This window comes from Paraburkholderia fungorum, assembly GCF_900099835.1.
Lineage (GTDB): Bacteria > Pseudomonadota > Gammaproteobacteria > Burkholderiales > Burkholderiaceae > Paraburkholderia > Paraburkholderia fungorum_A.
Genome location: NZ_FNKP01000002.1, coordinates 106,665 through 125,463, shown reverse-complemented (window position 1 = coordinate 125,463; position 18,799 = coordinate 106,665). Strand labels below are relative to the sequence as shown.

The following is an 18,799-nucleotide window of genomic DNA, read 5'->3' as shown; positions in this document are numbered from 1 at the left end:
CAAGCGCCGACACCGCTTGCAAACGATAGCGACTGGCGCGACATCGATTCGATAATCCGAATGCTTGCATACGCCGACGCAGCGAACCGGCAGCGGGCAGCTAGTCTGCTCACGAAGATGCGCGCTGTTATCGCCGCACCCGTCGCTCCCACTCCCGACCGCAACGCGATTCTGGAAGAGGCGGCAAAGCTCTGTGACGAGCGTGAGGACTGGTATGTGAAAGACGATTGCCGCGGGCAGGCTTGCGCCGCTGCGGGCTGCGCGAACGACATCCGCGCTCTCGCCGCTACCGCTCAATCGGACGCGGAGAAAAAATCGTGACGACCTCATACCCGCTCCAGTGGCCTGCTGGACGCCCGAGAACTGCTGCACATCGCCGGGCGCGTGCCAACTTCACCACATCGTTCGCAGTGGCACGCGACAACCTGCTGGCAGAAGTCAAACGGCTCGGCGGCCGAAATCTGGTGATCTCGACGAATGTGCCACTTCGCCAGGACGGGTTGCCCTACGCCAGCTATCGCAAGATCGACGACGAGGGTGTCGCTGTGTACTTCACGCTCGACGGCGAGCAAATGAGCTTTGCGTGCGATCGGTGGGATCGGGTCGAGCACAACATGCACGCCATCGTAAAGACCATCGATGCGTTGCGTGGCATCGCCCGCTGGGGCACCGGCGACATGATGAAAGCGGCATTTACTGGCTTCACGGCACTGCCGTCGCCGACCACGGTGCGTACGTGGCGCGAGGTGCTCGGCGTAGCTGCAGATGCTCGGGATATGTCTCTGGTCCGCGCCGCTTACCGGGTTCTGGCGTCGCGTCACCATCCGGACAAAGGCGGTTCTCACGAAACCATGACCGAATTGAACGCAGCGCTTGCACAGGCCGAGAAGGAACTGAACCCATGACCACCTCTAACCAGCTCGGAGCGATGATGACCGACGCAAAAAATATTATCGATTCCCTAAGAAAGCAGGCCGCGCAAATCGCCAAAGAAGGCCACTTCGGGTGGGGCAATATCGATAACGATGCCGCAGACACTATCGAGCGGATGGTTGCGCAAATCGCCCTGCTATCTGCAAGCAAACCTGCCGCGTACGTGAACGGCTTCGAACTGGATAGCATGCTGCCCGACGATGAAACCGCCGGCCCAGACCGTACGCCAGGAATTCAGCGAACGCAGAGCCAATTTCGAAGTGTGCCGCTCTATCGGACGCCGCAAATTGCCGCGCCAGCGCAATCGGGGGAGGCGGTAGATCGGATTCGCACTCTGTTTCAACCGTGGCCGGAAGGCGAATTAGGGCCGTCTGACGAGCCGGAATCGCAATACCAACTTGGCTACAACACGGCGATTGAGGATGCACTCGAAGCATTCTCCGCCCCTCAACCCACCCAGCCCGTGAAAGCTGGCGAGGCGTTCAATGAATGGTACGAGGAGTTCGGCCGATTCTTGATGGCGAGTTATTCGGTGAAAACGGTTATGGAGTTCACTTGGAGCGCGGCTAAAGGAGACTCGCAATGACTGAATTTCAAGAGCGTTGCCTGATGGCCCTTGATCGGTCGCCGGGGTCGTCGTCCCAAGCGCTCGTACCCCACGTTAAGAGCGCCCACATCGCGATCAATAGCGCCCTGCGTGGCCTAGAGCGTCAGGGCATAGTTAGCAGCTTCCGTTTCGGATCGGACAGATGGGCGGCGCTTTGCTGGGGCATTACGGGGCATGGCCGCAATGTTCTGCGCGAAATCGTCAACACACACAAAGCTTTGGAAGGGGATGCGGAATGATCAAGCTCACGGGCGAACTGCGCTCGCACCTGAAAGATGCGGCCGCGATCATTCGCAAGCACCATCCGGCCATCAGCTACGCAGCCCGCGCAATCGAGCAGATTCTCGACAGCGAATCCGCCGTGGTGCTGGACGGTGAGCGGGCGGCGGATTATCGCGTTGGCTGGTTTAAGTCGTCGTCTGATCCGCTTAAGCGAGTCCGCTGCCTGTTCGAAGGTGGCAGGATTGCCGAAGCGGAGAAGCACCATAGTTTCATTGAATGGTGCGATGCCCGCGCCGCATCCCCGCAAGCCACGGCGACGCAGAGTGACGCCAACCTGCGCAAGCTCGTGATTGGCGTTCGGGAATTCATCCTTGGGTATCTGCACGGCCACGTCAAAGACTGGCCGGCCCCGTACGACCATCTTCGCTCGGATGCTGTCACGGAAATTCTTGTGACCGATGCACGCGATCAGATGGCCGCCGCGCAGCCAGCAAGCGGAGGTGATCATGGCTGAGATTCCAAAGCGGGCCGTGCAGTTTCGCCTTGAGGTCGGCGCCGACAGCCGGCGCGCGCTGGCTGACGTTCTGTTCAATCTGGCGATCCAGATCGATCACGAAGGCCTGTCGTCGCACTCGGTCAGCGGTGGCTATGACTCCGGGTATGAGCAGTGGCTCACGATGTCCGACGGCCCAACCCACGATGAATACGTCGCGCAGTTGAATGCGTGGCTCGAACAGAACAAAACGGCATGACCGCAGCAGCACAACGAATGATCGAAACAACGCGCAAACAATGGGGTATCAAATGGGCATCGCAGAAGGAAAGCGCGTAAGCGCCACCGAAGCCGCCAAGGTTCTCGGCGTGCCGCGTTACGCCATAAGTCGGATCGACCGCGCCGGAGAAATAATCCAGCGGTACAAGCTCGGTCATAAAACACACGTCTACGAACTCGAATCGCTCTACCGGTTCCTTGCCTCATGCCAATCGAAACCATTACAAAAGCCGGTCGCCGGCGCTACCGCTGGACGTTCGAACGTGTCATTGAGGATGAGCGCGTACGAAAAACCAAACTTCTCCCTGCGGGAATTTCTGCCAAGGAAGCAGACGAGTTAGCCAGGCGATGGGAGCGGGATCTTTACGCCGTCGCGAGCGGCGCGAAGAAAGCTGTCGTCACGATCGGTAGCTGCGTGCGTAAGCACGTCGCCGACAAGGCCGCAGGCTGGAAAGATGCCGAAAAGCGCATCCTGATCTTGGAGAAGTGGGCACCGGAGTATGCCGATCAGGATGCGCTTGATTTGCACGAATGGTCTAAGGAGTTCGTGGGGTTCGCGCGCGCCAGCGTCGATCGCAGCGGGAAGAAAAAACGACCGCTAAGCGATGGGGCGATAAGAAACGTGCTGGCTTACATTCGGGCCGCGTTGAAATACGCGCATAAGGTCGGAATGATCGAGACAGACCAAACCGCGCGCATGCTGATCCCTTCAGTTAATAATGAGCGACACCACTACCCGCAGCGGGCCGAAATGCTTCGCATCGCACACGCCTGTCGCGACCGCGAGGTGCGTGCCGCAATCCGTATCGCTTTCTACTCTGGGATGCGCCGGGCGGAGATATTGCGAGCGAGAGTCACGCGCAATGGCTTTTCGCTGGAGACCACGAAGAACGGCCGGCCACGCATTATCCCAATTCACCCGCGCATTGCCGTGCTCGCGCGGCGGATACGCTTCACGATTCCGATATGGCGATTTGAGGATGAATGGCAGTTCGCACGCGTCGCGGCGGGGCACCCATCGACGAAATTTCATGACCTGCGTCACGGGGCGGCTTCGGAGATGATCAATGCTGGGATCGATCTGTTCACCGTCGGCGGCGTACTTGGGCACAAATCGACAGTTTCAACGAAACGTTACTCGCACCTGGTCACAGGTAGACTCGCTGAGGCCGTAGGGAGGATCGGTGAAAGTAAGCGGATACGGAGTCAGGGCTGAGGCAGAAAAACCCACACCCCTGTTTCTGAGAAGCCTTGGGTAAAACTGCCAAAGCCTTATAAATATTGGTGGGCCGGGTCGGATTCGAACCGACGATGTCCTTTCGGAGGCGGATTATGAGTCCGCTGCCTGCAACCAGCACGGCGTCCGGCCCAAGAAAAAAGACCCGGTCGTGAAGGCCGGGCCCATTCGCTGATTGGCCGACATACTACACGAAAAAGGGGCCTCCGCGAAACAACGAGGAGGCCCCTTCAAACTACTCATTACCTGCTACCCAACAGTCGCAACGATCAATTCCCTTCGAGGAACGACTTGAGCTTGTCCGACCGGCTCGGGTGACGCAGCTTGCGCAGCGCCTTCGCCTCGATCTGACGGATCCGCTCACGCGTGACGTCGAACTGCTTGCCGACTTCTTCGAGCGTGTGATCGGTGCTCATCTCGATGCCGAAGCGCATGCGTAACACCTTCGCTTCGCGCGGCGTCAACGAGTCGAGCACGTCTTTCACGACATCGCGCATGCTTGCATGCAGAGCCGCGTCGGCCGGCGCAACTGTATTGTTGTCTTCGATGAAATCGCCGAGATGCGAATCGTCGTCGTCACCGATCGGCGTTTCCATCGAGATCGGCTCCTTCGCGATCTTCATGATCTTGCGGATCTTGTCTTCCGGCATTTCCATCTTCTCGGCCAGCGTCGCCGGGTCCGGTTCGAGTCCGGTTTCCTGCAGAATCTGCCGCGAAATACGGTTCATTTTGTTGATCGTTTCGATCATGTGAACCGGGATCCGGATGGTGCGCGCCTGGTCGGCAATCGAACGCGTGATGGCCTGGCGAATCCACCACGTGGCATACGTGGAGAACTTATAGCCGCGACGATATTCGAACTTGTCCACCGCCTTCATCAGACCGATGTTGCCTTCCTGAATCAGGTCGAGAAACTGCAGACCACGGTTCGTGTACTTCTTCGCGATCGAGATCACGAGACGCAAGTTAGCCTCGGTCATCTCGCGCTTTGCCTGACGCGCCTTCAGTTCACCGGCCGCCATCTGACGGTTGGTTTCCTTCAGGTCTTTCAGCGGCAACACCACACGAGCCTGCAAATCGAGCAGACGTTGCTGCTGTTCACGAATGGCCGGAATGTTCCGCGTGAGGATCGCGCTGTATGCGTGACCTTCGCCGACGATCTTGTCCGCCCACTCCAGATCCGTCTCGCTGCCCGGGAAACGCGCGATAAATTCCGCACGCGGCATACCGCATTTGTCGACCACGGTATGCAGAATCTGACGCTCGACCTGACGCACTTCGTCCACCTGCGCGCGCAACGTATCGCACAAACGCTCGACGGTGCGCGCGGTGAAGCGGATCGTCATCAGTTCGTTCTGAATCGTTTCCTGCGCCTTCAGATACGACTTCGACTTGTAGCCTTCCTTCTCGAACGCACGACGCATCTTGTCGAACCACTCGCTGATCATCGCGAATTTTTCGAGCGACGCACGCTTGAGCGCTTCCATCTGCGCCGCGTTGGCGGTGGCTTGCGCCGCGCCGTCGTCCTCTTCTTCGTCTTCGTCGCTTTCTTCTTCGACTTCTTCGTCTTCGCTTTCGATCGCTTCCGCTTCCTGTTCGGAGAAGCCATCGGCGTCTTCAGCGTTTGAGTCGATCAACCCATCGACCAGTTCGTCGATGCGGATCTCTTCGTTCGCGACGCGCTCCGCCATCGCGAGGATGTCGGCGATCGTGGTCGGGCACGCGGAGATGGCCATCACCATGTGCTTGAGGCCGTCTTCGATCCGCTTCGCGATCTCGATTTCGCCTTCGCGGGTGAGCAGTTCGACCGTACCCATCTCGCGCATGTACATGCGGACGGGGTCGGTGGTGCGGCCAAATTCGGAGTCGACGGTGGACAGCGCAACTTCCGCCTCTTCTTCCACTTCGTCGTCTGACGAAGCGGCGGGCGCGTTGTCGTTCAGCAGCAGCGTTTCGGCGTCGGGGGCTTGCTCGTAGACCGCCACGCCCATGTCGTTGAACGTGCTGATGATGCCTTCGATCGCCTCGGTTTCGGTGAAGTTGTCCGGAAGGTGATCGTTGATTTCAGCGTAGGTGAGGAAGCCGCGCTCCTTGCCGAGCTTGATCAGCGCGCGCAGTTTCGAACGGCGCTCCTCGAGCTCCTCGACCGTGCCCGGCTGCGACGACGCGAATGCATCTTTCAGCAGCGCTTTTTCCTTGGCACGACGGTCACGAGCCTTGACCTTTTCGACCTTGCCAGGAGGCGCGGCAGGAGTCTCTTCGGTCTGGGGTGCTTCGTCATCGACGGATACTTCAGTCAGCTTTTTCGTCATGGAGTTCGCCGTACCGGCTGTAGTCTCGACTCGCGGCTGTTGGACAACAGCCGGTTGAACCGTGGATACTGGAATCTCACGCGCCGCCGCCTCGTCCTGCACAGCAGGCGCTTCCCTTTCGCTTCTGACACCTGACCCCGTAGTGGCCGGTTGTGGTGCAGCTTTCGCTGCCCTGACCGGATCCGCGCGCGCGGCCGAAGTGGTCGATGAGTTCTTCCCGGCAACTGGCGTAACGCTGACGGTAGACGTTTTTCTGGCGGAAGAAACTAACCTGGCCTCGGTGACCTTTCTGGTCGGCTCCGTGGAGCCTGTGCCTGTCGCTTTATTTCCGCCCGTAGTCTTTGCCATCGCATCGCCTTTTCGCCTTTGCTAGGAAAACCCTTGAAAAACAAACCGCTGGAAACCCTCAATTATAGCACTTGGGTTTTTTGTCAACCTTTTTGTGAATCCTTTGTCAGTCCTTCCGCCAAGCCCTTTACAGGCCTAGCTGACGCTTCATGTCAGCCCGCTTTCTGTTCAGTTCCGAGAGCTCCGCGAACTCTTCCGGCGTGTGCCGGGATTGCCGCGAAAGTTGCTCGAGACGCTCGCAGTAAGCGTCATACCGCATCTTCAGGATCGCGGCCTTCAGTTCCTCACCCACGATCCGCTCCTGCTCCCGCCGCTCCTCGATAACAGTCGCATCCTCGGGATCTTTTAGCAGCAAATCCCGGACATTTTCATCATAGTCCAGAATTTTGCGAAAGATTTCCTCGAAAGTTGGGGCGTTTGCGCCGTTTCGCAATAGGTCGGACAACAACTGAAACTCCGCCGAATCGCCGAGTGCACGTGCGTGCGTCGTCACTTCCTCGAACAGTTCGCCGTGCCGGGTCACGCTCAGAAGCGCCTGTTCGGCGTCTTCGTCGAGCACGGCCACCGTGCGCGGATACATCACCAGATTGCGCAGGGTCTTTTCCTCGATTCCCGTGACGCTGCGTCGATCCTTGCGAGCGGGCGCCTGGCGCGCAGCCGCTGCGATTCGCGAATCGACTTCGCAAAGAGCGGCAACTTCGTCGAACGGCACGTCGAGCCGGTCGGCAAACATATGCATGATCTGCGCGCGCAACGCGTTGGCCGGCAAGGCCTGCAACAGCGGCTTGGCGTCGAACAGCGCGCGGGCACGGCCTTCCGGCTGATCCAGTTCCTTGCCCGTGAGCACTTCGTTCAGCATGAATTGCGACAGCGGCATCGCGCGTTCGACCTGTTCGGCAAACGCCTCCGTGCCAAATTCGCGTACATAGCTGTCGGGGTCGTGCTCGGACGGGAGGAACAGGAAGCGGATGGTCCGGTTGTCCGCCGCATGCGGCAAGCAGGCGTCCAGCGCGCGACGGGCGGCGCGACGGCCGGCCGAATCGCCGTCGAAACTGAAGATGACCGTGTCGGTCTGGCGCATCAGTTTCTGGACGTGAATCGGTGTGCAGGCCGTACCGAGCGTGGCAACCGCGTTCTGGAACCCCAACTGGGCCAGCGCAACCACGTCCATGTAGCCTTCGACCACGAGCACGTAATGTTGCTCGCGAATCGCTAGCCGCGCCTCGAACAGGCCGTATAGCTCGCTGCCTTTGTTAAATAGCGGCGTTTCGGGCGAATTCAAATACTTGGGCTCGCCGCCGTCCAGCACGCGGCCGCCGAAGCCGATCACCTGCCCTTTGACATTGCGGATCGGGAACATGATCCGCTCTCGAAATCGGTCATAACGGCGGTTCTGCCCTTGCGCATCCGACTTTTCGCTGACGATAACCAGCCCCGATTCGACCAGTGAATCGTCCCGGTAATTGGGAAATGCGGGCTCGAGATTCTGCCAGCCGTCCGGCGCATAGCCGAGGCCGAAACGGGCCGCGATTTCGCCGGTCAAGCCGCGTTTCTTCAGATACTGGATGGCATTGGGCGCGCTGCGCAGCTGCTTGCGGTAGTAATCGCAGGCGGTTTGCATGACGTCGGACAGCGCGGTCGTGACGGCTTTGGACGCCCCCGACGAATAACCGCCGGAACCGCCCGAGCCACCGCCATATCCCGGCGACGGTTCGTTCGGCACGGTCAAGCCGACCGATTGCGCCAGATCGTTGACCGCCTCGGGAAACGAGGAACCGACGTGCTCCATCAGGAAGCCGATGGCCGTGCCATGCGCGCCGCAGCCGAAGCAGTGATAGAACTGTTTAGTCGGACTAACCGTAAACGAAGGGCTTTTCTCGTTGTGGAACGGACAAAGCCCCATGAAGTTCGCGCCGCCCTTTTTCAACTGCACGTACCGGCCGACCACGTCGACGATATCGACGCGGTTGAGCAGGTCCTGCAGGAATGACGGTGGAATCACAGTAAATGACGCTACCTTAAAAGCTCAACGCTGCGCGCGCCGCCGTCGGGCGGCGTGGCGCGCAGGCCGGGGTCAAACAGAAATTACTTCGAGAGCGCAGCTTTGACCTGCGCCGAAACCGCAGTCATGTCGGCGCGGCCGGCCAGCTTCGGCTTGAGCACGCCCATCACCTTGCCCATGTCCTGCGGACCGGCTGCGCCGGTTTGCGCGACCGCTGCCTGAACTTCGGCAACGATTTCCGCTTCGGACATCTGCTCCGGCATGTACGCAGCGAGGATGGCCAGCTCGGCCTTTTCCTTGTCGGCGAGATCCGTGCGGGCGGCGGCTTCGAACTGGCTGATCGAATCCTTGCGCTGCTTGATCATCTTGTCGACGACCGCCGTGATCGCGGTGTCGTCGAGCGTCACGCGCTCATCGACTTCGCGTTGCTTGATGGCGGCGAGCAGCAGACGGATCGTGCCGAGACGCTCGGTCTCGCGCGCCCGCATGGCAGCTTTCATATCGTCGTTGATCCGGTCCTTGAGAGTCATCACTCACCTGAATGCGTTGAAATTTGAAAAACCGGCGGGGCGGACACCACTCCGCTGCATCAACACGAATACCCGCTTGGGGACTGCTTCCTCAAGCGGGTTGGCGCAATATGCGTAGTGGATGCGACCCTGCCGGCTGGCCCGAAGGGCCGTGTTTCCGTGATGGCACCTGCTGTGCCGCCACCGGTTGGATGTCGCCGCTCCGTTCAGACGGAACCGCGGCAACGCCAGAATCAGTAGAACTTCTTTGGCAGCATCTGACCACGCAGACGCTTGAAATGACGCTTCACCGCAGCCGCCTTCCTGCGCTTGCGCCCAGCCGTAGGTTTTTTGCAAAACCCGCGAGCGCGAAGCTCGGTCAGCAAGCCGTTTTTCTCCGCGGTGCGCCTGAAACGGCGCATGGCGACCTAAAGCGGCTCGTTGTCTGCTCGTTGCCTTTCACGCGGATTATCGTCATTTTTCAACAACGAAACCCCGCAGAGGTTCAGGAGTATAGCAGAGCTTTCTCACAAAGCTAATGCGCCGTCAAGCCCTTTATGCTGCCCGCGCGAACTCGGCGGCGGCCTGCCCGGCAGCCACGCCAGAGGCCCATGCCCACTGGAAATTGTAGCCGCCGAGCCAGCCGGTCACATCGACCGCCTCGCCGATGAAATACAGGCCAGGCGTGCGTTCGCTCATCATCGTCGACGACGACAAACCGCGCGTATCGACACCGCCGCGCGTGACTTCCGCCTTGCGATAGCCCTCGGTGCCGTTCGGCGTCAGCGTCCAGCGCGACAGCGCGTCGCCGACTCGCCGCAGCGTCTTGTCCGGCAGATCCGCCACGCGCGCCTCAGCGGGAATCTGGTGGGTGTCGAGCCAGACGTGCGCGAGCCGCTGCGGCACCCACTCGGACAGCAGGTTGGCGATCTGGCGTTTGGTACCCGTTTTCGCCTCCAGCAGGTCGGCGGTGGCGTCGCGTTCAGGCAGCAGATTGATATGAATCGGCTCGCCAGGCTGCCAGTAGCTCGAAATCTGCAGCACGCCTGGGCCGGACAAACCACGGTGAGTGAGCAGCAGGTCTTCGTTGAATTCGGCACCGGTTTTCTTGTTGCCGGTCGCCAGCTGCACGTCGAGCGAGACGCCCGAAAGCGCCGCGAACGGCGCCCAGTCGGCTGCGGCGAAAGTCAGCGGAACCAGCGCCGGGCGCGTGTCGATCAGCTTGTGACCAAACTGCTTGGCGAGCCGGTAAGCAAAATCGGTCGCGCCGATTTTCGGAATCGACAGGCCGCCGGTCGCCACCACCAGCGCGCTCGCGGTGATCGGACCCGACGGGGTGTCCAGCGTGAAGCGGCCTTGCGCGTCCTGACGCACTTCTTCCACCGACAGCGGTGTGCGCCACGCAATCCGGCCCGCATCGCACTCGGCCTTCAGCACGTTGATGATCGCGTCGCTCGACTGGTCGCAGAAAAGCTGCCCCTTGTGCTTCTCGTGCCATGTCACGTGATGCCGCTTGAGCAGCGCCATGAAGTCGCGCGGCGTGTAGCGAGCCAGCGCCGAACGGCAGAAATGCGGATTCGCCGACAAATAATTATTCGGCCCCGCGTAAAGATTCGTGAAATTGCACCGGCCGCCGCCGGAAATGCGGATTTTTTCCGCGAGACGCTGCGAGTGGTCGATCAGCACCACGCGGCGGCCGAGTTGCCCGGCCACGGCCGCGCACATCATGCCGGCCGCGCCCGCGCCGATCACTGCGATATCGAAGGATTCCATGGGGCCGCATTGTACCCGCGCGTCTGCGGGCGCTTACCCACGCTGCTATACTTTCAGGCTTACCTTTTTCTTTCGGACGCGCGCGCGGTCACCACTTTTGCGCCGTTCAAACCACCCATCATGCTCGTTCTCGGCATCGAAAGCTCCTGCGACGAAACCGGTCTCGCGCTCTACGACACGGAGCGCGGCCTGCTCGCGCACGCGCTGCACTCGCAAATCGCGATGCATCGGGAGTACGGCGGCGTCGTGCCGGAACTGGCGTCGCGCGATCACATCCGGCGCGCGCTGCCGTTGCTCGAAGAGGTGATGGAACGCGCGGGCACCGTGCGCAGCGACATCGACGCGATCGCCTACACGCAAGGGCCGGGGCTCGCGGGCGCGCTGCTGGTCGGCGCGAGCGTCGCCAATTCGCTGGCGATGGCGTGGGACAAGCCGACCATCGGCATCCATCACCTTGAAGGCCATTTGCTGTCGCCGCTGCTCGTGGATGAACCGCCGCCGTTCCCGTTCGTTGCGTTGCTGGTGTCCGGCGGACATACGCAATTGATGCGCGTGACCGACGTGGGCGTCTACGAGACGCTCGGCGAAACGCTCGACGACGCCGCCGGCGAAGCCTTCGACAAAACCGCGAAGCTGCTCGGCCTCGGCTACCCAGGCGGCCCGGAAGTCTCGCGCATGGCCGAATTCGGCACACCGGGCGCCGTGGTTCTGCCGCGCCCGATGCTGCATTCCGGCGACCTCGATTTCAGCTTCAGCGGCCTGAAAACGGCGGTGCTGACGAACGCCAAAAAGCTCGGCGGCGCGAACATCTGCGAACAGGCGAAAGCCGATCTGGCGCGAGGTTTCGTCGATGCAGCGGTTGACGTGCTGGCCGCCAAATCGCTGGCTGCGCTGAAGAAGACGAAGCTCAACCGGCTGGTCGTCGCGGGCGGCGTGGGCGCGAACCGTCAACTGCGCGAAGCGCTCTCCGCTGCCGCGAAGAAGCGCAATTTCTACGTGCATTACCCCGACCTGTCGCTGTGCACGGACAACGGCGCGATGATCGCGCTGGCCGGCGCGTTGCGTTTGCAGCGTTGGCCGGATCAGTCGGGCAAGGATTACGCGTTCACCGTGAAGCCGCGCTGGGATCTGACGTCGCTCGCGCGCTAGGCTGCGCATCCGGGCCTACCCGGGCAACTCGAGCCGTAAAAAAAGCCGCTTGAAAAGCGGCTTTTTTCTTGCGCTGCTAAGGCAGTGCGCTGCGTGACGGTCAGGCCACCCGCTTGTCCCGCTCGATCACCGCATACGCGCTGTGATTGTGAATCGACTCGAAGTTCTCGGCTTCGAGCGAATACGCGACAATCCGCTCGTCCGCATTCAGACGTTGCGCGACGTCGCGCACGAGGTCTTCGACGAACTTCGGATTTTCATACGCGCGCTCGGTGACGAACTTCTCATCCGGGCGCTTGAGCAGGCCCCACAGTTCGCACGACGCCTCTTCTTCGGCGATCCGCACCAGTTCTTCAACGGCCACATCGCCCGTGAGTTCGGCGTTGATCGTCACGTGCGAGCGCTGATTGTGCGCGCCGTACTGCGAGATTTTCTTCGAACACGGGCACAGGCTCGTGACCGGCACCAGCACTTTCAGGAACAGACGCGTCGCGCCGTTGCGCGCGTCGCCGGTCAACGTGACCTCATAGTCGAGCAGACTTTGCACGCCCGACACCGGCGCGGTCTTGTTCACGAAGTACGGGAACGACACTTCGATACGGCCCGCTTCGGCTTCGAGCTTGTCGAGCATCGCCGCGAGCATCGTGCGGAACGTGGCCGATTCGAGCGGCGCCTTGTTCTCTTCGAGCAACGCGACGAAACGCGACATGTGCGTGCCCTTCTGCTCAGCCGGCAGATGCACGTCGAGGTTCCACGTGCCGACCGTCGGCTGCACTTCGCCGGCTTGCGTACGCACCGTCAACGGATGACGCACGCCCTTGACGCCGACTCGTTGAATCGGAATTTGACGCGTATCGGGCGTGCTTTGCACGTCGGGCATCACAAAGGCGGGATTCATCTGGTTCATTTTTTTGTCCTTTCAGGAGACGCCGGGCCGCCCAGGTTGTCCGCGCCCGACGATCCCGTTGGGGATCGAGGGCTGTCGCGAGTCGACCGGATGGGGTGCTCGGCGGCCGTGCGAATCAGGATGCGCAACGGCGAACGCCGGCCTGGGCCGGCGTTTTAAGATGGGCCAGAGGCTCACCGATTCAAGTGGGAAACCGCCATGGCCGCGCTGACACAGCGGCAACATGGCAAACGGCAGCGCAATTAAGCGACGCGCTTCACCGAAGATTGACCGCCGACCGCGCCGCTCGACAGAAAGCGCTCGCGAATCGACTTGGCGATGCCCGTAGCGTCGAGACCGCACGCGGCGAGCAGCTTGGCCGGATCCCCATGATCGATGAACTGGTCGGGGAGGCCCAATTGTAGTACGGGACGAATAACCCCACTTTCAAGCAGGGCTTCGACGCAAGCCGAACCTGCACCGCCCATCACACAGCCTTCTTCGACGGTGACGATGGCGTCGTGCGTTTCGGCCAGCTGGCGGACCAGTTCGGCGTCGAGCGGCTTGACGAAGCGCATGTTCGCGACCGTCGCGTCCAGTTGCTCAGCGGCTGCGAGCGACGGCGCAACCATCGTGCCGAACGCCAGAATCGCAATGCGCTTGCCGGCCGGCTGCGAGGTTTCGCGACGCACTTCGCCCTTGCCGATCGGCAACGCCGCCATCTGCTTGACGGTGGCGACACCCGTACCCGCACCGCGCGGATAACGCACCGCCGTCGGATTCGGTTGCTGCAACGCCGTGTACAACATCTGACGGCATTCGTTTTCGTCCGACGCAGCCATCACCGTCATGTTCGGGATGCAGCGCAGGAACGCGAGATCGTAAGCGCCTGCGTGCGTGGCGCCGTCCGCGCCGACCAGACCCGCGCGGTCGATCGCGAACACCACTGGCAGATTTTGCAGCGCGACGTCGTGGATCAACTGATCGTACGCACGTTGCAGGAAGGTCGAGTAGATCGCCACGACCGGCTTCATGCCGTCCGCAGCCAGACCGCCCGCGAAGGTCACGGCGTGCTGCTCGGCAATGCCGACGTCGAAGTAACGCTCCGGGAAGCGCTTCTCGAACTCGACCATGCCCGAACCTTCGCGCATGGCCGGCGTGATACCGACGACGCGCGCGTCCAGCTCGGCCGCGTCGCACAGCCACTCGCCGAACACTTGCGTGTAGGTCTTCTTCGACGGTGTGGTGGCCGGCTTGATGCCTTCCGCCGGGTTGAACTTGCCCGGGCCGTGGTAAAGCACCGGATCGGCCTCGGCCAGCTTGTAGCCCTGACCCTTCTTCGTGACGACGTGCAGGAATTGCGGACCGCGCAGTTCCTTGATGTTCTGCAGCGTCGGGATCAGCGAATCGAGGTCGTGACCGTCGATCGGGCCGATGTAGTTGAAGCCGAACTCTTCGAACAGCGTGGCCGGCACGATCATGCCCTTAGCGTGCTCTTCGAGCTTGCGAGCCAGGTCGAGCATCGGCGGCGCGACGCGCAGCACGCGTTCGACGCCCGCACGCGCGGCGGCGTAGAAACGGCCCGACATCAGGCGCGCGAGATGGCGATTCAGCGCGCCGACCGGCGGCGAAATCGACATGTCGTTGTCGTTCAGGATGACCAGCAGCGGCACGTCGTCTTCGACACCGGCGTTGTTCATCGCCTCGAAAGCCATGCCAGCCGTCATGGCGCCGTCGCCGATCACGGCGATGCCCATGCGGTTATCGCCCTGCAGCTTGCTCGCGACCGCCATGCCGAGCGCAGCCGAAATGGACGTGCTGGAGTGCGCGGTGCCGAACGTGTCGTATTCCGACTCGTCGCGCTTCGGGAAGCCCGAAATCCCGTCGAGCTGACGCAGCGTGTGCATCTTGTCGCGGCGACCCGTCAGGATCTTGTGCGGGTACGTTTGATGACCGACGTCCCAGACAATCCGGTCGCGCGGTGTGTCGAACACATAGTGCAGAGCAATGGTCAACTCGACCGTGCCGAGGTTGGACGAAAGATGGCCGCCCGTCTGCGATACGCTGTCGAGCACAAAGGCACGCAACTCGTCTGCAAGCGGTTGCAACTGGCGGCGATCGAGGCGGCGCAAGGCTGCCGGGTCGTCAATGGTTTTCAGCAAGTCGTACATCGTCGTTCCATTGTAGGAAAACTTACGCGCCCGCACTTCATACATGCACCCGGGGATAAAGGTGCGCGGCGGCGGGCTTTCGCGTTCAGCTAACCCGGTTCACTACCAGGTCGGCCAATTCGGCAAGACGCTGCGCGCGTGCGCCGAACGGCGCAATCGCGGCGTGGGCGTCGCTGCGCAGTTGCGCTGCGAGCGCACGGGAAGCGTCAAGGCCAATAATCGACACGTAGGTCGGCTTGCCGTCCTTCGCGTCTTTGCCTGCGGTCTTGCCGAGCGTCGCGGAGTCGGTCGTGACGTCGAGAATGTCGTCGACGACCTGAAACGCGAGGCCGACAGCGGCCGAATAGGCGTCGAGTGCACGCATGGCTTCCGCGTCCGGCGTTTCGCCCGCCAGTGCGCCCATGCGCACCGCGGCGCGCAGCAATGCACCGGTTTTCAGCCGATGCATGGTTTCCAGTTGCGGACGCGTCAGCGTGTGGCCGACGCTAGCAAGATCGATTGCCTGACCGCCGCACATGCCGATCGAGCCGCTCGCCAACGCCAGTTCACGCACCAGCGAAGCCTGCTGCGCCGGCGCCAGAACCTCGGACGTCAGCGCAACGAAAGCTTGCGATTGCAGCGCGTCGCCGACCAGCAATGCCGTCGCTTCGTCATATTTGACGTGTACCGTCGGCTTGCCGCGACGCAACGCGTCGTCGTCCATACAGGGCATGTCGTCGTGCACGAGCGAGTACACGTGGATCATTTCCAGCGCTGCCGCTGCCGCATCCAGGCATTCGGCGCGCGCGCCGGTCAGCTCGCCGGCCGCATGGCACAGCAGCGGGCGAACCCGCTTGCCGCCGCCCAGCACCGCATAGCGCATGGCCTCGTGCAGTTTCGCGGGCTCGGTCGCCTCGGTCGGCAGATAGTGTTCAAGTGCCGTTTCGACGCGTTCGAGTACCGAGCGCGTCCATTGTTCGAATGTCATAGGTCGTCCCCGCTTTCAGTAGCGGCTGTGCCTGCGGTATTCATGGGCAGAGGCTTGAGCGTCTCGCCATCGAGCACGCGGACCTGCTGCTCGACCTTTTCGAGCTGCTGCTGACAAAACGCCACCAGAGCCGCACCGCGCCGGTAGGCGGTGAGCGACTCTTCGAGACTCAGGCTGCCGCCTTCCATGCGCGCAACCAGCTCTTCCAGCTCTGCCTGCGCGGCCTCGTAGTTGCCGGGCAACGGCGTGTTATCGACGCCTTCAGCAGGCGCGGCTGCAGGTTCTTTCGACGCGGTCTTCGCCATGAATAGTCGCAAAATTAAAACAAGTCGGACATTCTACGGCAAAAGCGACAATTCCGATCCGCTCGCCGCCTTCCCTCTCACCCGTGAATCCCGCGCCGCCCCAGCAGTCTCGCAGAAAAAAAACGATCAGTCTGCGGCTAAAAGGTCGAACTTTCATGACTTTTTTGACCCAAATCAGGCACTTAAGCGCCCCAGACATGGCGAAACTGTTATAATCGCAGGCTCCCTAAATCGAATCTATCGATGGTTGGGTTGTTCACTGCTTTCACGTCTTCACGGGAGTGGGAATGTCCAATCTGAGCAATGCATTGCAGTTGCGGTCTATTCACAGCCAGCTGCCAGTCACGGCTTACTTTGACGAAGCGCTCCTTACGCGCGAAATCGAAACCCTTTTCAAGAAAGGTCCTCGTTACATCGGCCACGATCTCATGGTGCCCGAAGCGGGGAATTATTTTGCCTTGCCCAGCGAAAGCGAGGGGCGCGTGCTCGTCCGCAACCAGCAGTCGCAGGTCGAATTGCTGTCGAACGTGTGCCGCCACCGGCAGGCCATCATGCTCAATGGTCGCGGCCAGACGGAGAACATCGTCTGCCCGTTGCATCGCTGGACCTACGATCTCAAAGGCGAGCTTCTCGGCGCGCCGCATTTCGCAGACAACCCCTGCCTGAATCTCGGCGCCACGCCGTTGCAGAACTGGCAAGGGCTGCTGTTCGAAGCGCAGGGCCGCGACGTCGCGCGCGATCTGGCTCGTCTGGGCACCAAACAGCACTTCGATTTTTCGGGCTTCATGTTCGATCACGTCGAGGTGCACGAGTGCAACTACAACTGGAAGACCTTCATCGAGGTCTATCTGGAGGACTATCACGTCGCGCCGTTCCATCCGGGCCTCGGCAGTTTCGTCAACTGCGACGATCTGACCTGGGAGTTCGGCGACTGGTACAGCGTCCAGACAGTTGGCGTGCACAAGGATCTGGAACAGCCGGGCAGCCCGACGTACCGCAAGTGGCACGACCAGGTGCTGCGTTTCCGTGACGGCAATCCGCCGGAATTCGGCGCGATCTGGATGGTGTACTACCCCGGCATCATGATCGAGTGGTATCCGCATGTGCTGGTGGTGTCGTGGCTGATTCCGCGCGGTCCGCAGAAAACCACCAATGTGGTCGAGTTCTATTACCCTGAGGAAATCGCGCTGTTCGAACGCGATTTCGTTGAGGCCGAACGCGCCGCCTATATGGAAACCGCCCGTGAGGACGACGAGATCGCCGAACGCATGGACGCCGGCCGTCGCGCGCTGATGAATCGCGGCGAATCGCAGGTCGGTCCTTATCAAAGTCCGATGGAAGACGGCATGCAGCACTTCCACGAATTTTTGCGGCGCGAACTGGGCGAGATCTGATCCGTTGCGGGAGCTTTTTCAACGCCACGGCCTTGTGCCGTTCGCGTTTGATCCGCTTCTCCGGCAGACAAATTCTTCGCGGCAAAATCTCGCACGAGATCGGAGCAAATGCTCACGCATTACCTTCGGGCAGCACAAGAAAGACGGGCTTCGGCCCGTCTTTTTTTGTTTAGACTAGCGGGATCGGCCATCCGTTTACGCGCCTGAACATCAGTACGCCGGAACGGAGCCGCCATCGCCCGATTCGAGCTTTCATGGAACCATAGCCAGGCGCTAAAGTGCCAACTCTGGTCGACAGGAGACGTCATGCCCCACACTCACTACACCACACTGATATCCGCGGCGAATCTCGCGGAACGGCTCGCGGCCGCGCCAGGCAGCGTGTTCGTCATCGAGTGCCGGTTCGATCTGGCCGACCCGGAAGCGGGAGAGAAAGCGTATCTGGCCGGGCATCTGCCGGGCGCGCATTATCTGCATCTCGATCGGGATCTGTCGGGACCGAAGACCGGCACGAATGGCCGGCATCCATTGCCGGATCGCGCGCGGCTCGTGGAAACGCTGGAGTCGCGCGGGCTCAAGCAAGGTCAGCAAGTGATCGCTTATGACGCACAAGGCGGTATGTACGCCGCCCGCGCCTGGTGGCTGTTGCGCTGGCTCGGGCACGACGCGGTGGCTCTGCTCGACGGCGGATTGCAGGCATGGCAGGCCGCCGGCCAATCGTTGACGCAGGACGTCCCCGCACAGAACACCGGCGACTTCAAGGCTGGCGCGCCGCTCGCCGTGACGGTCGACGCACAGGCCGTGGAACGCAATATCGGCTCTAAAGAACGCGTGGTGGTCGACGCCCGCGCGGCCGATCGCTATCGCGGCGAGAACGAGACACTGGACCGCGTCGGCGGCCATATTCCCGGCGCGCTGAACCGCTTCTTCAAGGACAACCTCACCGCCGACGGCCGCTTCAAGCCCGCGCACACGTTGCGCGAGGAGTTTCACGCGCTGCTGGCCGACACGCCGCCGGAGCATGTGGTCCTGCAATGCGGCTCGGGCGTGACGGCTTGCGTCAATGCCCTGGCGATGGAAGTCGCCGGCCTGCACGGCGCTGCGTTGTATGCGGGCTCATGGAGCGAGTGGAGTTCGGATTCGAAGCGGCCGGTGGCGACGGGTCCTAATCCGTAAGCGCGGGCAGCTGTAAGTCGAAGGAAAATCAAAAGG

At 61.4% G+C, this 18,799-nt stretch carries 18 protein-coding genes, 1 tRNA gene and 1 pseudogene; 10 read left to right on the top strand and 10 right to left on the bottom strand.

The window, feature by feature from the left end:
* Positions 1–60 precede the first annotated feature (60 nt).
* The 7 genes from BLS41_RS39620 to BLS41_RS16755 all read left to right on the top strand — a co-directional run bounded on the left by BLS41_RS39620 (position 61) and on the right by BLS41_RS16755 (position 3,750).
* Positions 61–321: a hypothetical protein gene (locus BLS41_RS39620; RefSeq protein WP_253189687.1), complete on the top strand. Its 261-nt coding sequence runs from the start codon at positions 61–63 to the stop codon at positions 319–321.
* Positions 318–905: a J domain-containing protein gene (locus BLS41_RS16780; RefSeq protein ID WP_074766807.1), complete on the top strand. Its 588-nt coding sequence runs from the start codon at positions 318–320 to the stop codon at positions 903–905. Before BLS41_RS39620 ends, BLS41_RS16780 begins: the two co-directional genes overlap by 4 nt.
* Complete coding sequence (locus BLS41_RS16775) at positions 902–1,519, top strand: hypothetical protein (protein ID WP_074766805.1); 618 nt, start codon at positions 902–904, stop codon at positions 1,517–1,519. The genes BLS41_RS16780 and BLS41_RS16775 overlap by 4 nt, the downstream gene beginning before the upstream one ends.
* Positions 1,516–1,779, top strand: coding sequence for a hypothetical protein (locus tag BLS41_RS16770; RefSeq protein ID WP_074766803.1), 264 nt, complete (start codon positions 1,516–1,518; stop codon positions 1,777–1,779). Before BLS41_RS16775 ends, BLS41_RS16770 begins: the two co-directional genes overlap by 4 nt.
* Positions 1,776–2,276, top strand: coding sequence for a hypothetical protein (locus BLS41_RS16765; RefSeq protein ID WP_074766801.1), 501 nt, complete (start codon positions 1,776–1,778; stop codon positions 2,274–2,276). Before BLS41_RS16770 ends, BLS41_RS16765 begins: the two co-directional genes overlap by 4 nt.
* On the top strand, positions 2,269–2,514 hold the full coding sequence (locus BLS41_RS16760; RefSeq protein ID WP_074766799.1) for a hypothetical protein: 246 nt from the start codon (positions 2,269–2,271) through the stop codon (positions 2,512–2,514). Before BLS41_RS16765 ends, BLS41_RS16760 begins: the two co-directional genes overlap by 8 nt.
* 225 nt (positions 2,515–2,739) lie before the next feature.
* Positions 2,740–3,750 (top strand): tyrosine-type recombinase/integrase, encoded by a 1,011-nt coding sequence (locus BLS41_RS16755; RefSeq protein WP_074766796.1) that lies wholly within the window; start codon positions 2,740–2,742, stop codon positions 3,748–3,750.
* Positions 3,751–3,816: 66 nt separating this feature from the next.
* Here BLS41_RS16755 and BLS41_RS16750 read toward each other — a convergent pair.
* From BLS41_RS16750 to BLS41_RS16725, 6 genes and pseudogenes are all read right to left on the bottom strand, one after another.
* Positions 3,817–3,904, bottom strand: a tRNA-Ile gene (locus BLS41_RS16750).
* Positions 3,905–4,040: 136 nt separating this feature from the next.
* Entirely contained in the window at positions 4,041–6,431 is a 2,391-nt protein-coding gene (gene rpoD / locus BLS41_RS16745) for an RNA polymerase sigma factor RpoD (RefSeq protein WP_074766794.1), read from the bottom strand.
* A gap of 127 nt (positions 6,432–6,558) precedes the next feature.
* Entirely contained in the window at positions 6,559–8,433 is a 1,875-nt protein-coding gene (gene dnaG, locus BLS41_RS16740; RefSeq protein ID WP_074766792.1) for a DNA primase, read from the bottom strand.
* An 83-nt stretch (positions 8,434–8,516) separates the two neighbouring features.
* Positions 8,517–8,963, bottom strand: a complete 447-nt coding sequence (locus BLS41_RS16735) for a GatB/YqeY domain-containing protein (RefSeq protein WP_074766790.1) — start codon at positions 8,961–8,963, stop codon at positions 8,517–8,519.
* A 233-nt stretch (positions 8,964–9,196) separates the two neighbouring features.
* Positions 9,197–9,420: pseudogene (gene rpsU, locus BLS41_RS16730) on the bottom strand (30S ribosomal protein S21).
* Between the two features lie 77 nt (positions 9,421–9,497).
* A complete protein-coding gene (locus BLS41_RS16725) occupies positions 9,498–10,715 on the bottom strand; it encodes a BaiN/RdsA family NAD(P)/FAD-dependent oxidoreductase (RefSeq protein WP_074766785.1) in 1,218 nt (405 codons plus the stop codon).
* Between the two features lie 120 nt (positions 10,716–10,835).
* On the opposite strand from BLS41_RS16725, the gene tsaD reads away from it, so the two are divergent.
* Positions 10,836–11,864, top strand: coding sequence for a tRNA (adenosine(37)-N6)-threonylcarbamoyltransferase complex transferase subunit TsaD (tsaD, locus tag BLS41_RS16720; RefSeq protein WP_074771000.1), 1,029 nt, complete (start codon positions 10,836–10,838; stop codon positions 11,862–11,864).
* 100 nt (positions 11,865–11,964) lie between these two features.
* Here the strand turns inward: tsaD and folE2 are convergent, their stop codons facing one another.
* From folE2 to BLS41_RS16700, 4 genes are all read right to left on the bottom strand, one after another.
* A complete protein-coding gene (gene folE2 / locus BLS41_RS16715; RefSeq protein WP_074766783.1) occupies positions 11,965–12,771 on the bottom strand; it encodes a GTP cyclohydrolase FolE2 in 807 nt (268 codons plus the stop codon).
* 242 nt (positions 12,772–13,013) lie between these two features.
* Positions 13,014–14,921: a 1-deoxy-D-xylulose-5-phosphate synthase gene (gene dxs, locus BLS41_RS16710; RefSeq protein WP_074770999.1), complete on the bottom strand. Its 1,908-nt coding sequence runs from the start codon at positions 14,919–14,921 to the stop codon at positions 13,014–13,016.
* An 85-nt stretch (positions 14,922–15,006) separates the two neighbouring features.
* On the bottom strand, positions 15,007–15,888 hold the full coding sequence (locus BLS41_RS16705) for a polyprenyl synthetase family protein (RefSeq protein ID WP_074766781.1): 882 nt from the start codon (positions 15,886–15,888) through the stop codon (positions 15,007–15,009).
* Positions 15,885–16,193 (bottom strand): exodeoxyribonuclease VII small subunit, encoded by a 309-nt coding sequence (locus BLS41_RS16700; protein ID WP_074766779.1) that lies wholly within the window; start codon positions 16,191–16,193, stop codon positions 15,885–15,887. The genes BLS41_RS16705 and BLS41_RS16700 overlap by 4 nt, the downstream gene beginning before the upstream one ends.
* Positions 16,194–16,480: 287 nt before the next feature.
* On the opposite strand from BLS41_RS16700, the gene BLS41_RS16695 reads away from it, so the two are divergent.
* Positions 16,481–17,587 carry an aromatic ring-hydroxylating oxygenase subunit alpha gene (locus tag BLS41_RS16695; RefSeq protein ID WP_074766777.1) on the top strand — a complete coding sequence of 369 codons (1,107 nt, stop codon included), beginning with the start codon at positions 16,481–16,483 and terminating at the stop codon, positions 17,585–17,587.
* A 306-nt stretch (positions 17,588–17,893) separates the two neighbouring features.
* Entirely contained in the window at positions 17,894–18,763 is an 870-nt protein-coding gene (locus tag BLS41_RS16690; RefSeq protein WP_074766774.1) for a sulfurtransferase, read from the top strand.
* Positions 18,764–18,799: the final 36 nt, after the last annotated feature.

Bases quoted from the DNA above. Each gene is read 5' to 3' on its own strand.
- BLS41_RS16760 (WP_074766799.1), top strand. From the start codon at position 2,269: ATGGCTGAGATTCCAAAGCGGGCCGTGCAGTTTCGCCTTGAGGTCGGC.
- rpoD (WP_074766794.1), bottom strand. From the start codon at position 6,431: ATGGCAAAGACTACGGGCGGAAATAAAGCGACAGGCACAGGCTCCACG.
- BLS41_RS16775 (WP_074766805.1), top strand. From the start codon at position 902: ATGACCACCTCTAACCAGCTCGGAGCGATGATGACCGACGCAAAAAAT.
- BLS41_RS16735 (WP_074766790.1), bottom strand. From the start codon at position 8,963: ATGACTCTCAAGGACCGGATCAACGACGATATGAAAGCTGCCATGCGG.
- tsaD (WP_074771000.1), top strand. From the start codon at position 10,836: ATGCTCGTTCTCGGCATCGAAAGCTCCTGCGACGAAACCGGTCTCGCG.
- BLS41_RS16770 (WP_074766803.1), top strand. From the start codon at position 1,516: ATGACTGAATTTCAAGAGCGTTGCCTGATGGCCCTTGATCGGTCGCCG.
- BLS41_RS16725 (WP_074766785.1), bottom strand. From the start codon at position 10,715: ATGGAATCCTTCGATATCGCAGTGATCGGCGCGGGCGCGGCCGGCATG.
- folE2 (WP_074766783.1), bottom strand. From the start codon at position 12,771: ATGAACCAGATGAATCCCGCCTTTGTGATGCCCGACGTGCAAAGCACG.
- BLS41_RS16755 (WP_074766796.1), top strand. From the start codon at position 2,740: ATGCCAATCGAAACCATTACAAAAGCCGGTCGCCGGCGCTACCGCTGG.
- BLS41_RS16705 (WP_074766781.1), bottom strand. From the start codon at position 15,888: ATGACATTCGAACAATGGACGCGCTCGGTACTCGAACGCGTCGAAACG.
- BLS41_RS16690 (WP_074766774.1), top strand. From the start codon at position 17,894: ATGCCCCACACTCACTACACCACACTGATATCCGCGGCGAATCTCGCG.
- BLS41_RS39620 (WP_253189687.1), top strand. From the start codon at position 61: ATGCTTGCATACGCCGACGCAGCGAACCGGCAGCGGGCAGCTAGTCTG.
- BLS41_RS16695 (WP_074766777.1), top strand. From the start codon at position 16,481: ATGTCCAATCTGAGCAATGCATTGCAGTTGCGGTCTATTCACAGCCAG.
- BLS41_RS16700 (WP_074766779.1), bottom strand. From the start codon at position 16,193: ATGGCGAAGACCGCGTCGAAAGAACCTGCAGCCGCGCCTGCTGAAGGC.
- dxs (WP_074770999.1), bottom strand. From the start codon at position 14,921: ATGTACGACTTGCTGAAAACCATTGACGACCCGGCAGCCTTGCGCCGC.
- BLS41_RS16765 (WP_074766801.1), top strand. From the start codon at position 1,776: ATGATCAAGCTCACGGGCGAACTGCGCTCGCACCTGAAAGATGCGGCC.